The sequence below is a fragment of the Bacteroidota bacterium genome, assembly GCA_030017895.1.
GTDB lineage: Bacteria > Bacteroidota > Ignavibacteria > UBA10030 > BY39 > JASEGV01.
This window is the reverse complement of the sequence record JASEGV010000006.1, coordinates 1-13,835: the sequence shown is the minus strand read 5'-3', so window position 1 is coordinate 13,835 and position 13,835 is coordinate 1. Positions and strand designations below refer to the sequence as shown.

General features: G+C 38.2%; 11 protein-coding genes. 1 reads left to right on the top strand and 10 read right to left on the bottom strand.

The window, feature by feature from the left end:
- From QME58_02135 to QME58_02125, 3 genes are read right to left on the bottom strand one after another with little or no spacing between them, the layout of a single operon-like run.
- Nucleotides 1-1,215, bottom strand: coding sequence for a peptidoglycan DD-metalloendopeptidase family protein (locus QME58_02135; protein ID MDI6802630.1), 1,215 nt, complete (start codon nucleotides 1,213-1,215; stop codon nucleotides 1-3).
- Nucleotides 1,216-1,219: 4 nt separating this feature from the next.
- A complete protein-coding gene (locus QME58_02130; protein MDI6802629.1) occupies nucleotides 1,220-1,951 on the bottom strand; it encodes a DUF4292 domain-containing protein in 732 nt (243 codons plus the stop codon).
- A complete protein-coding gene (locus tag QME58_02125; protein ID MDI6802628.1) occupies nucleotides 1,948-3,645 on the bottom strand; it encodes a tetratricopeptide repeat protein in 1,698 nt (565 codons plus the stop codon). The genes QME58_02130 and QME58_02125 overlap by 4 nt, the downstream gene beginning before the upstream one ends.
- Before the next feature lie 153 nt (nucleotides 3,646-3,798).
- On the opposite strand from QME58_02125, the gene QME58_02120 reads away from it, so the two are divergent.
- Entirely contained in the window at nucleotides 3,799-4,515 is a 717-nt protein-coding gene (locus QME58_02120) for a tetratricopeptide repeat protein (protein MDI6802627.1), read from the top strand.
- Between the two features lie 10 nt (nucleotides 4,516-4,525).
- Here QME58_02120 and QME58_02115 read toward each other — a convergent pair whose 3' ends face one another.
- The 7 genes from QME58_02115 to QME58_02085 are packed head-to-tail and all read right to left on the bottom strand — an operon-like array spanning nucleotide 4,526 to nucleotide 13,769.
- Nucleotides 4,526-5,587 carry a PLP-dependent cysteine synthase family protein gene (locus QME58_02115; protein MDI6802626.1) on the bottom strand — a complete coding sequence of 354 codons (1,062 nt, stop codon included), beginning with the start codon at nucleotides 5,585-5,587 and terminating at the stop codon, nucleotides 4,526-4,528.
- Between the two features lie 36 nt (nucleotides 5,588-5,623).
- The gene (xerD, locus tag QME58_02110) at nucleotides 5,624-6,529 is read right to left on the bottom strand and encodes a site-specific tyrosine recombinase XerD (protein ID MDI6802625.1); all 906 of its coding nucleotides are present in this window, start codon (nucleotides 6,527-6,529) and stop codon (nucleotides 5,624-5,626) included.
- 1 nt (nucleotide 6,530) lies between these two features.
- Complete coding sequence (locus QME58_02105; GenBank protein ID MDI6802624.1) at nucleotides 6,531-8,825, bottom strand: HDIG domain-containing protein; 2,295 nt, start codon at nucleotides 8,823-8,825, stop codon at nucleotides 6,531-6,533.
- Between the two features lie 31 nt (nucleotides 8,826-8,856).
- A complete protein-coding gene (locus tag QME58_02100) occupies nucleotides 8,857-9,702 on the bottom strand; it encodes a sugar ABC transporter permease (GenBank protein ID MDI6802623.1) in 846 nt (281 codons plus the stop codon).
- Nucleotides 9,703-9,718: 16 nt separating this feature from the next.
- Nucleotides 9,719-10,612 (bottom strand): sugar ABC transporter permease, encoded by an 894-nt coding sequence (locus QME58_02095; protein ID MDI6802622.1) that lies wholly within the window; start codon nucleotides 10,610-10,612, stop codon nucleotides 9,719-9,721.
- Entirely contained in the window at nucleotides 10,609-11,847 is a 1,239-nt protein-coding gene (locus QME58_02090; protein ID MDI6802621.1) for an extracellular solute-binding protein, read from the bottom strand. The genes QME58_02095 and QME58_02090 overlap by 4 nt, the downstream gene beginning before the upstream one ends.
- Nucleotides 11,844-13,769 carry an alpha-amylase gene (locus QME58_02085; GenBank protein MDI6802620.1) on the bottom strand — a complete coding sequence of 642 codons (1,926 nt, stop codon included), beginning with the start codon at nucleotides 13,767-13,769 and terminating at the stop codon, nucleotides 11,844-11,846. Before QME58_02085 ends, QME58_02090 begins: the two co-directional genes overlap by 4 nt.
- Nucleotides 13,770-13,835: the final 66 nt, after the last annotated feature.

Below are 13,835 nucleotides of genomic sequence, written 5' to 3'. Positions count from 1 at the left end.
TTATTTTTTTGAAACGCCCTGGGGATGAAGCCAAAGTTCGGGGTTTTGTTTTTCACGGTCTTTCCACACTTCAAAATGCACCAATGGTCCGTTTATCGTTTCACCGCTTTTTCCGATTCGGGTTCCTTCCGAAACTTTTTGCCCTTCACTAACTTCGATTTCCGAAAGGTGGGCATACACAGTCCGGTAGCCATTGTTATGATTAACGATTACTAAATTACCGAACGAGGGAAGCCACCAGATAGTAGCTACTTCGCCATAGGCAACCGAATGCACATCAGTCCCAGCCGGAACTGAAATATCGACGCCGGTATTATGAGAGATAGTTTTTAGTACAGGATGTTGGTTCTCTCCGAATTTATTCAATAATTTGCCTTTTTTTACAGGCCAAGGGAGCGTTCCACGCCTGCTTACAAAATTTCCACCGCCTGTTGATGAGTAAGAAGTTGAAATATCGGGAGTGTTATCAGTCGTATTTTTACGTTCGCTTTTTTTGCGGTCTGTATCAATCAATTTACTTATCATTGATTCTAAATCTTGTACTGATTTTTTCTTTCGTTCTATTTCTTTAGCATAATTTTTTTTGTCTTGCTTTATCGATTCTAAAACTTTTTTACGCTCTTGGGTTTTTTCAATAATCTTCTCTTCTTCTTCTTTCTTACTGGCAAGCAGACTTCGTTTATCAAGCAATTGATTTACCAATTGTATTTTTTGCTTCTCGAGTTCTTTATACTTCGTAGTTATTGTTTCGATATCACGCTGTCTGTACTCTGAAAATTTTTTCATGTATGTTGAACGAACCACAAGTTGATTCGCCGACTTAGAAGATGCCAATAACTCGAGGTCTTGCGTCCTGCCCTGTTTGTAGGCATTCAAAACAAATTTTGAATATTGTTTCTTGATAAAATATAGTTGTTCCTCAAGTTCACTGATACTTTTACGCATAACATTAATTCGTTTTTCCGACCCTACTTCATCCTCGCGAAGTTTATTGGTAAGATTCCGTAGCAATGTCAGTTGTTTGTCGAACGAATCAAGAATTTCCAATGTCGATTTCTCTTGCTTCTCGCCCTGCTGTATCTTTTTTTCCCAACCTTCTATCTCGTTTCGTATCTTATTTAATTCGGCCTGCCGTTTTTTGATTTCATCTTGTTGGGTTTGAGCGGCAGTAAAAACCGTAAATATTATTAATAATATGTAAATAGTATATTTCATAAAATTATTCACTCACTTTAACCGGTTGATTCACTTTAATATTATCGTATGCTATAGTTAAACTTCGTTTTTGTTTCGGAAAAATTATCCTTACCCAATTGGGAACTTCAACGCCGGAAATATTTTCATAACTTTTAGCAGACGCTTCTAAATCTATTGTACGATCTTTCCCGATATTCAGAAGCTTTGTAACATTTAATTTCTTTCTATCTATCCAAATTTCTTTTACCGTTGATTCGTGATTATTCCGAATCAAATAATAATCTTCGTTTGTATTCATCTCGGCATTAGCATAATCAGTTGCTGAATAGAAATATGACCCTGTAAAAATATCTAATATCTCATCAAAAGTTATAGGCATATTTATAATTGAACGTAACAAATTAGAATCAGTCTTTCCTTTTACCGAGCGATTCTCGATACCGTTAAAAAATACAAAATTTTGGCGTGACATCATAAGCGTTCCGACAGAAATACCGAATGGTCCCGCCAGTTCAATCCTTAATGAATCGGGTTTTTTTATGCTCAATTTAAAATTGGCACTATTCGAAAATTCAGGGGTCTCAATTGTTAGACTGCCACTGCCGATAAAAGTTTGGATTCCACTAATGCGGTTCTCAAAATAATCTTGAAATTCAGCAGCACTATTAAATTCGCGTTTAATATTTTGTGTTGCACTACAACCGACTAACAATAGAGAAGCCAGCAGAGCAACCCACAATAAAAACAGCTTCACAATCTACCTCTATCAATTTTTTCCTGTAATTGCTTATTGTTCAAATCTTTTTGTAACGCCGATTTCCAATTCTCGATTGCCTTCTCCTTGTTACTTAGTTTGAAATACACATCGCCTAAATGTTCAAAAACAACGGCACTTACCTCTCCGGCTTCTAACGCTTCAGAAATATATTTCAAAGCTTGATCGTAATCTCCCATTTGAAAATATATCCAGCCGATTGTATCAAGATACGAAGGATTCTTTGGTTGTTGTTTTATTGCCTCATGAGCCATTCGCAACGCGCGGTCAATTTGTACACTTCGAACACTCAAACTGTAGGCATAATTGTTCATCAAGAGGTGATTGTTAGGATAAAGCCGCAATGCTTTTTCATACAAACTGTCTGATTCTTCGTACCGTTTCAGATCGTCGTAAACTAAAGCCAAAGCACTCAGCGCATCTGCATTTTTCCCGTCCAGCCCGATTGCTTTTTCAAGAACCATTGCCGCACTCTCTAACTTTTGCATTCTTTGATACGAAACACCTAACAGCAAATAAACCCTGAACTCATCAGGAACAAAATTTTTAGCTTCTTCTAATAATTTTATAGTCGTTGGGAAATCTTGTTTTTCATAATAGACTGATGCCAGGTACACCCAGCCATCCGGATTTCGCCTGTCGAGTTCAGTAACTTTTTTAAAATTTTCGATAGCCATTAAATCTAACTTCATTATTGATGTTGTAACACCGATTAACCAGTAGGGTCTCCAATCGGAAGGATATTGGTTGCGAATTTTTTCGAACAGATTGAGTGCATACGGCGCAACGGCAGAATCTTTTTGTATAAAAGCAATAAATATTTGACCGAATTTTAATTGATCTGCGATAGAAAGAACTTCGCCTTTCATCACAAAATCAAACTGACTTGCAGCTTTCATATAATCTTGTTGCAGCAAATAAAGATGTGTAAGCGCCGCCCTTGTTTCAACATCGGTTGGGAACAGTTCGATGATGTCGTTGAACAAAACAAGTGCAGAATCGCTTTTTCCCGAGGCGAGATACATTTCAGCCAATGCTTTTGTAAGTTCAATATTTCCGGAATCGATTGCGCGTAATTTTATTATTTCTAAAATCGCTTCATCAATCTTTCCCATCATCCGGTATAATTCGGTTAGTTGCATCGAAACTTCCCAGCTAACTCCGAAACGTTCAACCATATTGTTATAAATTTGAATTGCCTTCGATGGATTTGTAAACTGATGAAGTCGAGCCAAACTGTACCAAGCGTTGAAATCAGTCGAGTCGATTTGAATTAAGTTATCATAAGTTTTTATTGCACTATCGAACGCACCGGATGAAATATAAATTTCAGCAAGATTTGTATAATATTCTTTCTTTTTGGGCTCTAAGTTTATTGCTTCGCTTGCTGCTTGAGCTGCTAAATCAAATTTCCTGAGAGCTGTATAACTCTTCGATAATGCATAATAGATTGCCGCATCACGATGGTATCTTAATGCATCTTGATACTCCAGAACCGCCTTCGCATAATCGCCTTTTTGGTCATAAATAGATCCATTCACGAAATGATCCAATGCCTTTCCGCGGTCGATTGTATTAATTGAATCGGTTTTCGGGGTAACTTCCGGTTTTGTGCTGCCGCATCCCCCTAAAAATAACAGAACAAAAATAATTGTAATTAATGATTTAATCATCGAAAAATTCTTTAACTTTTTTTAAAATATATTAAAATCGAGTATTAATAACAAAAAGCTCTTTTTAGTGATTTTGACTTGACTTTAAATACTATATTATATAAATTAGCTCGACTAAAAATTAACATCATCAATATATTTTAAGGAGGATGTATGAAAAAGTTGTTTGCAATATTAGTAATTTTTACATCGTTTTGCACGGGCATCTTTTTTTTGAATGGATGTGCATCTTCGGATGAAGCAACCGAAGAGGGTTCTGCTACACCTACTCCGTCGAAACTCGATTTAGCACAACAGAAAACTGAAGCGCTTGCGAAAGAAAATGCACAACTTAAACAGCAAATAACCCGGTTTGAACAGGACGTCCGTAATTTAACGGCAAAAGCAGCTCAATTGGAAACTCAGTTGGTCGAAGAAAAGGAAAAAATAAAAACACCTGCCCCCCCTCCTCAACCAGCACCCACTCGAACTCAAACCTTGTCTGAACCAACAAAACCGGTAATAAAAGAGGCTGAATCCGACTATCAAATTGCCCTCGATTTTTTCAAAAAGAAAAATTATAAAGAAGCCATCACAAAACTACAAGGTATAATTGATGGTGGAGCCCGTAAAGATTTAGAAGACAATTGTTACTATTGGATGGGTGAAGCAAACTTTGGAATGAAGAATTATCAAGCCGCGATTGAATTTTTCGAGAAGGTTTTTAATTATAAAATTTCTGAGAAGAAAGACGACGCAGCTATTATGATTGCTAATTCACATTGGGAAATGGGGAATAAACAAGAAGCAATAAAAGAGTATAAGAAGTTTATCGAAAAATTTCCGGCAAGTCCCTATAATAAACGTGCAAAAAGCAGAATCAGTAAGTAAATAATTGAAATTAAATTGGCGCATGTTGCTTGCACTCATCAATGTCGCAGCAAGTCTGGCATACTCGTTTATATGCATCGTACGAGAGTAACTCGATTTCAGGAGTTATGTAACTGGTTTTAATGGGTTCGTCTTTCATTAAATCGGTGCTGAGATATTTTTTATTATCATCCGCAAATACAGTAACTACAACAGCGTCGTCACCCAATTCATTTTGGATTTGAATTGCTCCAATAAAATTTGCCCCCGACGAAATACCCACAGCTAAACCTAATTTCGCAGCTAGTTTCTGTGCCATCAGAATTGAGTCGCCATCGTTAACCGCAACAACTTTATCAAGTTTATCAAGCTGTACGATAGCGGGAATAAATTCATCTGAAATTCCTTGAATTCTGTGCTTACCAACCTTGTGTCCGGTTGACATTGTCGGCGACTCAGCAGGTTCGAGCGGATAAAGTTTAATATTTGGATTTCGAGTGCGAAGAAAATGTCCGACACCCATAATCGTACCTCCTGTTCCTACACCCGCAATAAACGCATCGGGAGTTTTATTATGAAACTGCAGTTGCCACCAGATTTCAGGACCCGTCGTTTGCTCGTGAGCCTCAACATTAGCTGAATTAGAAAATTGGCAAGGAAGAAATACATCCTGTTCCTGGTTCGCTAACTCTTCTGTCATCCTGATACTTCCAAGGAACCCCCCTTCTTCTGGTTTAACAAGACGAATCGTGGCACCAAGACTTTGAATTAGGTTAATCCGTTCTTGACTCATCCAATCGGGCATATAAATAACAACTTGGTGACCTAATGCTCGCCCGATTGCAGAAAAAGCAATTCCGGTATTTCCACTCGTTGCTTCTGAAATTTTATCACCAGGTTTTATTCGTCCTGCTGCATACGCCTTCCTCAGAATATGCAGAGCCATTCGATCCTTGATGCTTCCGGTAAGATTCATGTGCTCGGCTTTTGAATAAATAATTCTGCGTCTTCCTCTAAATTTGTAATGAATAGCTAAAAGAGGCGTGTTACCTACAATATTATTAAAGCTTTGGAAAGGATCTCTATTTGTCATGGTTTTATTCACAGAATTAGATGGTAAAATTTTTTCCTATTCTCTCGGATGAAAAGTTTTATGAACTTCTTTCAAATATTCTTTATCGATGTGTGTATAAATTTCAGTCGTCGAAATATCGGAGTGCCCTAACATTTCCTGAACGGCACGTAAATCGGCACCCCCTTCAAGCAAGTGAGTTGCAAATGAATGCCGAAAAGTATGCGGATGCACCGGCTTTTCAATCCGGGCTTCCCTTGTATATCTATCGACAATGTTCCAAACCGCCATTCGCGTCATTTGCCTTCCGTGTGCATTCAAAAATAAAACATCCGACGATTTGTGCTGTAATCTTTTTTGCACGTTCATCAAATTTATTCTTACATTCTTTTTGTATTTTTTAATCCACTCCAAAGCCGATCTGCCGATGGGAATTAATCTTTCCTTCGACCCTTTTCCGAAAACTCTCACTACTCCAAATTCAGTATTAATGTCGGACTGTTTTAAAATCAGCAACTCCGAAACACGCATACCCGTTGCATACAATGTTTCGAGTATTGCACGGTCTCTCGTTCCTAATGGCTGAGTCGTATCAGGTTTTGCTAAGATGACTTCAACCTCCGGCAACGTCAGAACTTCGGGCAAATTTTTAGGAAGTTTGGGTGTGGTTAAATCGTGTGCGGGATTGTTTTTAGTAATTTCGTCCCCAATTAGAAATTTATGGAAACCCCTAATAGCAGATATGTTTTGAGAAATACTGCGTGCCGACAAAAGCAGTTTGGATAACGATTTCAAATAACTACTGAGTATTTCTTCAGTGATGCTTTCGGGGGATACAATTTTTTTCGATTCTAAAAAATGAATATATCTACCGATGTTGTGTTTATATGAAGCAATCGTATTATCTGAAGAATTTTTCTCCAAGCTTAAAAAATGTATATACGAACGAAGATGTTCCTGCAAACTACACTCCTTCTTGCTTACTATTATCCGGTAAGTTTTCGGCTTCGTTATTTGTTGCTTCCGGAATTTCTTCTTTAACAATTTGTTCAGGATACTTAATCCGTTGATGGTAAGTGCCTATCAGTATTTTAAGGAATGCTTCTTTAATTTTTTTAAGGTCGCGTAAAGTCAAATCGCATTCATCGAGTTGACCTTCAATAAAACGCATTTTAATTCTATCATCAATCGCTGCCTCCAATCGTTCGGGAGTAAATTCTGAGAGCGTTCGCGTGTATGCTTCAACGATGTCGGACAACATTACTATAGCAGTTTCTTTCGATTGTGGCTTCGGACCGGGATAGCGGTAATCTTCATCTCTTACTTCATCTCTGGTTTTTCCGGCTGCTGCAAGTTTAAGTGCCTTATCGAAAAAAAACGAAATTCGCGTTGTTCCGTGATGCTGAGGTATAAAATCAATAACTGTCTCGGGCAAACTGTATTCGCGTGCTGTTTCGATTCCTTCCTTCACGTGCATAATTATTATTCTGGCACTCATTCGTGGAGTTAACTTTTGATGCTTGCTCTTTTTTTGAAACTCATTCTCAGCAAAATATTCAGGTTTAATTGTTTTTCCAATGTCGTGATAATACGCCCCGACACGAGCCAGAACCGTGTTTGCGTTAATAGCATCGGCGGCTGCTTCGGCTAAATTTCCAATCATCATACTGTGATGGTATGTACCCGGAGTTTTTTCGCGTAACATCCGAAGCAATGGATGGTTCGGATCAGTCAACTCAACCAACGTTAAATCAGTTGTAATTTTAAAAGATCTTTCGAAAAATATTAACAATCCGTATGTAAGAACTGGTGAGAAAATTGCATTTGCAAGTGCAAAACCATAGTCCTGGAGAATCGAGATAAAAATTTCGCCGCGTTGAAGTCCGAATGCAGTAATAGATAAAGCATATCCCACAAAAATAAATACCATCGATCTGAATATTTGAGTTCGCTGCCGGATATCGCGCACCGTATAAGCTGCCAACGCCCCCGCAACTAACGAAGCTAAAGCAAGCTCGTAGTCGTTCCCTCTTACTCCGGCAGTTAAGAATGCCATTACAACAGTTCCATAATAAGCAACACGCGAATCGAAGATAATTGTTAAAAGCATTGCTGATGCCGGAATAAAAATCAGATATTGTAAAGAAACCGAGCTATCTAGTTTCGTTGAAATATAAGCGAACGTTACCTGCATCAATATTACAATAGAAATTAAGAGCAGTTTAGAGTTATCGTGAAAAATCCTCTTTCTAAATAGATAAAGGTAGATCGAGTAAAGCATCAGGATTACTCCGACCTGCAAAATAACACCCAAGCTTTCGGATATTGGAGTTTTACCTGCTTGATGTTCGGCTTTTGCTTGATGCAACGATTCTAATTTTAACTTCGTCTCGTAAGTAATTCGTTCATGCTTACTCACGATTCGTTCGTTGTGTGCCACATAGCCCAACGTGCGTGGAACCATTTCAGCCGCTGCCGCAATCAGTTTATCGGTTTCTGTGGAACTATAAATTACATTGGCTTTCAAAACAAGCGGAACGAGTTGAACTAAAAAACTTGATAAATTATTTTCACCGTACTTTTCAAAAATATTGTTATCGATTTTTTGCAACGCACTGTCGAGGTCGTAATAATTTGTAGCAGGCAGTATTACTTCAACAGTCCCTTTGCGAAGTGCAATATAATTGTTTGCTATAGACTTGTATTTATGATCGAGCACGCCACGGTCAAAAACTTCTTTAAGTTGCGCAGATAGCACATTTTCAATTTCTACCCAATTAAAATTTCGTTCAAGAATTTTTAAATTGTATTCAGTCAGGAGGTTCGAATATCTTGAATAAATCTCTTTCAATTGCACCGAGTCATTCTCAGAGAACTGTATCTTCGATTGCTGTTGAATATTTATAAATGCTTTCAGATCACTGAGTATGCTTTTAAAATGTGCGAGTTGAGCAACAGCTATCTGTTTATCTAAAATAAAAACTTTATAGACTTTAGATTTAGCCTCTTCAACTTCAGCATCATATTGTTTTTGATCTTTTAAAATCGGGAAAGAGAAGGGCGAGATGAGGTCATTTTCTGACCATACAGAACCAACCTTGTAGGTTATTTCGATTGAGGCTGTAGAAGGAAACATCAAGGAAATAATAAAAAGCAGCAGCAAGCCGATCGAAATTTTCAAGACAAGTTTGAGTGTCGGACGCTGTTGCTTGGTCGGTTTCACAAGCGAAATAGTATTTTTTGGTAAAAATGCAGCCATAAATTTGTTTCAAATATGATAAATAATAGAATTAGCCCTTTACGCTCCCAAGTGTTAAACCTGAAACCAGCCAACGACTGAGAACAAGGAACAAGACAACTACCGGTATCATCACAATAAACGAAGCAGCTCCATACAAACCCCACTCGGTAGTCATATTCGCCTCGAATGATTTAAGTCCGAGAGGAAGAGTCCATAGTTGGGCATCCTGCAAAACTTGTGCGGCAACAATATATTCCGACCAAGCAGTCATAAACGAAAAAAGTCCGGTAATTACAAGCGCCGGAGAGGCAAGCGGAATAATGATTTTGTAAAACGCCTGAAACTGATTGCAACCGTCAATCTTTGCAGCTTCTTCCAGACTGAACGGAATTGTATCGTAGTAACCTTTCATAGTCCAAACGCAAAAAGGGAGGGCGGTTGCAGTGTAAATAATTATGATCCCTAAATATGTATTTATTAATCCCAAATAGATTAACATTATGTAAAGAGGAAGGAGTAACATAGTAGCGGGGAACATTTGAGTAACAAGCAAACTTAGCAAGCCGATTTTTTTACCGATGAATTTGAAACGGGAAAAAGCATAACCCGCCATTGATGCAAACACAACACCGGTTAAAGTTACAACCAACGCAACAAAAGCACTGTTAGCAGTCCAGAGTAAAAAAGGACGGTTCGTGAAAAGATCGATGTAAGCATTCAGTGTTGCGTTGTCGGGTATTATTTCCAATGAAGTTGAAAGCAATCGGTCGGCAGGACGCAGCGAAATTGTTATAACCTGCGATACAGGATATACAGTAATGATAGCAAAAATAATCAGCGTTATGTGAGTTGCAATTTTAACTAAAATTTTTTTTGATTTGAATGTGTTTTTCATTTTTAAATTCCAAACTTCAATAGGCGCTCTCGGTGGCTTTAGTTCGTTTCATAAAAGTTAGACTAATAAAAAGGAGGATTACAAAAATCACAAACGAAAGCGCGGCAGCATATCCGTATCTGTATAAATTGAAAGCAGCTTTGTAAACGAATGATATAAGTATATGAGTTTGGTCGGATGGTTCGCCGCCGTTGCTTACAAGCCAAATGATATTCAAGTTGTTGAAAGTCCAAACTATTCCGAGCGTTATTGCCGGAATCATAACCGGACGTATCAGCGGAAGTGTAATATTTCTGAGTTTTTGAAACCACGAAGCGCCGTCGATGTCGGCTGCTTCGTAAAGTTCATGCGGAATACTTTGCAGTGCCCCCAAAGCTACTACCATCATAAACGGAAAACCAAGCCATATATTTGTGAGAATACAAGCGAGGAACGCCTCGGTAGGACTTTTAAGCCACTCAACAGCCGGGAGAGAGAGATATTTTGTGATGATTAGATTTATTGACCCGTACTCGTAATTAAACATTCCGCGCCAGGTTAATGCAACGATGTATTGGGGTATTGCCCAGGGTAAAATTAAAAGTGTCCGATAAACCGATTTACCGCGTATATGCTGATTTAAAAGTAATGCAAGAAAAACTCCAATTACAACATGGAAGAAGACGTTCGTAAAAGTCCAGATGATTGTTTTTAAAAATACATTGAAGAAAGTCGGCTCCGTGGGATCTGTAAATACTTTTATATACTGCACTAAACCGATCAGTTCCCAATCCTTAATATGCCGAAGGTTCATATTCGAAAATGAAATTATCAGGTTGTAAATAAATGGATAGAATACAACGGCGAGTAATATCAGAATTGTTGGACCGACAAAAAATGCGATGAAAATATTTCGGGATAGTTTATTCATTCATTCATTTCTTTAATTTTTCTGATTGCTAACTCTTGCATATCCTTAGCCGCTTGTTCAGGAGTTTTTGCGCCACCTAAAACTGCCTGATAACTCGGACGCATAGCATCCCAGATAGCACGAAGTTCAGGAACAACCGGCATCGCCCTGCCGCGGTCAATCTGTAACTGCGAGTTCACCATTATTTCATTATTTTTGAAAAATGGATCTTCATACAATTCAATTAATGTAGGCATCGTGTTAAGCTTTGTGGTTATTTCCATTTGTTGTTTAGGGGCAAGTAAAAATTTTAATAACCTAATAACTTCAATCAATTTTTCTTTTTTAACATTTCCATTAATCGAATAACCCTTCGGCGAAACCATCGGCGCGCACCAAAAACCAGTTTTAGTTATTTTTGGAAGAGGCGAAATTCCGATATTAATACCCGCTTTTGCGTAGCTTGCCCACGACCAATCGCCGTTAATAATCATTCCGGCTTTTCCATCCTTAAATAAAAGATCCGCAATATTGTAGTCGGCTTCATTAGGAATTATTTTGTGTTTGTCGCGTAAATCTTTAATAAAATTGAGTGCATCGATATTGGCTTGCGTATTTAAAGTCGGATTTCCATTCTCATCCATCACCCACCCGCCGAATCCGCTTAAGAATGGGACGAAAAAAAATGGTTCGGTATAATTCCACACTAAACCATAACGTTCGGGCTTGCCGGTTTTATCGAATACCATAATCTTTTTTGCCAGATCAATCAACTCAACATCAGTTTTTGGAGGTAAGGTTACCAAAGCTTTGTTGTAAACAAGCGTAAGGTGATTGCCAAGCTTATCGGCAATCTGATAAAGTCCGCCTTTGTAATGTGTTAACGCTTTCGGATTAAATTTATCGAGCCACTCCCGTTCAAATAAAGTGTCGAGTGGTAAAATAATATCCATCACTTGAAACGGACCAACCTGATCAGAAGGGCCATAAACCAAATCGGGACCCTGACCTGCAATAGCTGCTATGATAAATCCTGAACGGAGTTCTTCGGTCTCTTTATAAAGCTGCTCAACACGAAGATCAGGATTTTCTTTTCTAAATCGCTCAAGCTGCGATTCTAAAATTTCCCGTTCATCCACCCGCATCTGATGCCATATTAAAATTTTATGTCGCTGATCAGCGTCTGAACAGGAATAAATTAAAACTGTTGTCCCAATAAATATCAGATGGAATAATATATTTTTTAAAAGTCTCATAATTCTAAAACTAAACACTCGAACGGTTTTAAGTTCAATACTAATTTTCCTTTTTCTATTTTAAAAATTCTGCCGGAAATCAAATCGGTTGTTCCACGCTTTTTTGTGCATAAATCGACATCAAGATTCACAGGTTTTTCGGGATTACCGTTAGCGGCAAAAATAAGTCGCTTCCGATTCCTGCGTTCGAGTACTACTAAATCCGGGTGTTGCGTCTGATAAAATACAAAACTTTTTGGATTTATGTTTGTAATCAGCTTATGATGTTTATTTCGAATTTCAGATATTTGTCGTATAAATTTAGTAAAATCATATTTAGAATTCCAATCGAACGCAAACTCACTAAATAGAGGCAGCTTGTGCGAAGGATATTCAAGTAAGTCTTCAGCCGAAAAACCAAGACCTGTATTAATCGGAAATGTCTCGCCAATCTCAAAACCATTATGGATGAAAGGAATGGCAGGAATGAAATTATTTATCACCCAGGCATATTTCGAGAATTTAATTCCACCGAGCCGCGCTGCTGCCCGCGGAGTATTATGACTTTCGGGTGTAGCAAAAAAATGTATCGGATAACCATCGCACGAAAAATTATATAATATCTTTTTTAACCGTTCCGTATTGTGTTGATCGCACCACAAATAACCGATAACAGCATTATATCCTTCATCAACGCTTTTATTTGAAACAGAAAAATTCTCATCCCAAAATGCAAAGTCAGGATTAATCTCTCGGGCTTTGTCGATCATCTGATGTTTCAAATCCATCGGAAGAGCATGCCCCATATCAATCATTACACCATCGATACCGAACGAACGTTGGTAATGCGGAATAATTCCGACGATTTTTTCCCAGAGCGGCTTGTTAATATTTTCAGGTTCCGATAAATGTTCGTCATACATCCGCACAGTGTTGTAACCGATATAGTTGAAATCCGGATGCTGATATAATTTTAAGTAAGTAACATCGCCCCAAGGCGGCTGTGTATCGTTGGGGGGCCAATCTGCGAATGCACCCGGAATTCGAACCCGTGTTCCATCGTCTAAAATTCCTACGTACCTGTTTCCTGATTTATGAATCGTTTCTTTCTTCGGTACATCAGTAAACATCTCCCGATATATCCGATGCGGAGAAACAAGTTTATCGAACCTATGCCGACTGACTGCGTAAAATATTTTTTCTAATTCTTCTTTTGAAAAAATTGGTGAACCGTATTTTGTTCCGTCGGTTGAGCGGGGTTCGCGATCTTCTACATTCTCTTTTATCCAGTAAAACCATTCCGGATGATCTTTAACCCAATCACCATCTTTCGCCATCGTTCTAAAAACAAACTCGACCACTACCCGTATTCCAAGTTTGTGCGCCGCCTCGACAAATGCAGCAAATTCAATTTCAGCCCCAACTCCGATATTTGGTTCGGCAAGGTTAGGATCGATTTCATACGGATTTTTTATTGCATAAGGCGAGCCGAGCGTTCCTTTATTGCCATCAACTCCAATCGAAGTAATAGGAAGGAGATGAATAGTATTCACTCTTAACGATTGATAATAAGGTAAAAGTGCAAGTGCTTTCAGAAACGATCCGGTTTCGCGGAAGCCCTCTGAGTTGACAGGCAAATCGAGGCTTCCATTACGACTGTGATTGAATGCGGTACCACTTCGAGTGAATAAATTGTAAATTACAGCATCTTTAGTCCAATTACCCCGTTTGGTAGTCTGTACCTTGTGTGATTTATATTTCATCACATATCGTACTGAATCCCAGAAAAATTTGTATGGATGTACTTTTACAGCTTTCCGTTGTGCCTGTTTGTGCTTTAGCCATTGAGCCGGAACAGAATAATTAAATTTTTCTTTTTTGGTAAGAAGATATTTTTCATAAAGTATCTCCTCGAGCAACAATAGGTTTGAGATATGTTTCATACTTACACCCTTAAGGGCAGTTCCAAAAATTCAAATATAAGTTTAGTGTTATAGATTTTATCGTCG

What these genes read in the sequence shown, in the direction of transcription:
- QME58_02115 (MDI6802626.1), bottom strand. Translation starts at nt 5,587, where the DNA reads ATGACAAATAGAGATCCTTTCCAAAGCTTTAATAATATTGTAGGTAAC.
- QME58_02085 (MDI6802620.1), bottom strand. Translation starts at nt 13,769, where the DNA reads ATGAAACATATCTCAAACCTATTGTTGCTCGAGGAGATACTTTATGAA.
- QME58_02120 (MDI6802627.1), top strand. Translation starts at nt 3,799, where the DNA reads ATGAAAAAGTTGTTTGCAATATTAGTAATTTTTACATCGTTTTGCACG.
- QME58_02125 (MDI6802628.1), bottom strand. Translation starts at nt 3,645, where the DNA reads ATGATTAAATCATTAATTACAATTATTTTTGTTCTGTTATTTTTAGGG.
- QME58_02135 (MDI6802630.1), bottom strand. Translation starts at nt 1,215, where the DNA reads ATGAAATATACTATTTACATATTATTAATAATATTTACGGTTTTTACT.
- QME58_02105 (MDI6802624.1), bottom strand. Translation starts at nt 8,825, where the DNA reads ATGGCTGCATTTTTACCAAAAAATACTATTTCGCTTGTGAAACCGACC.
- QME58_02090 (MDI6802621.1), bottom strand. Translation starts at nt 11,847, where the DNA reads ATGAGACTTTTAAAAAATATATTATTCCATCTGATATTTATTGGGACA.
- QME58_02095 (MDI6802622.1), bottom strand. Translation starts at nt 10,612, where the DNA reads ATGAATAAACTATCCCGAAATATTTTCATCGCATTTTTTGTCGGTCCA.
- QME58_02100 (MDI6802623.1), bottom strand. Translation starts at nt 9,702, where the DNA reads ATGAAAAACACATTCAAATCAAAAAAAATTTTAGTTAAAATTGCAACT.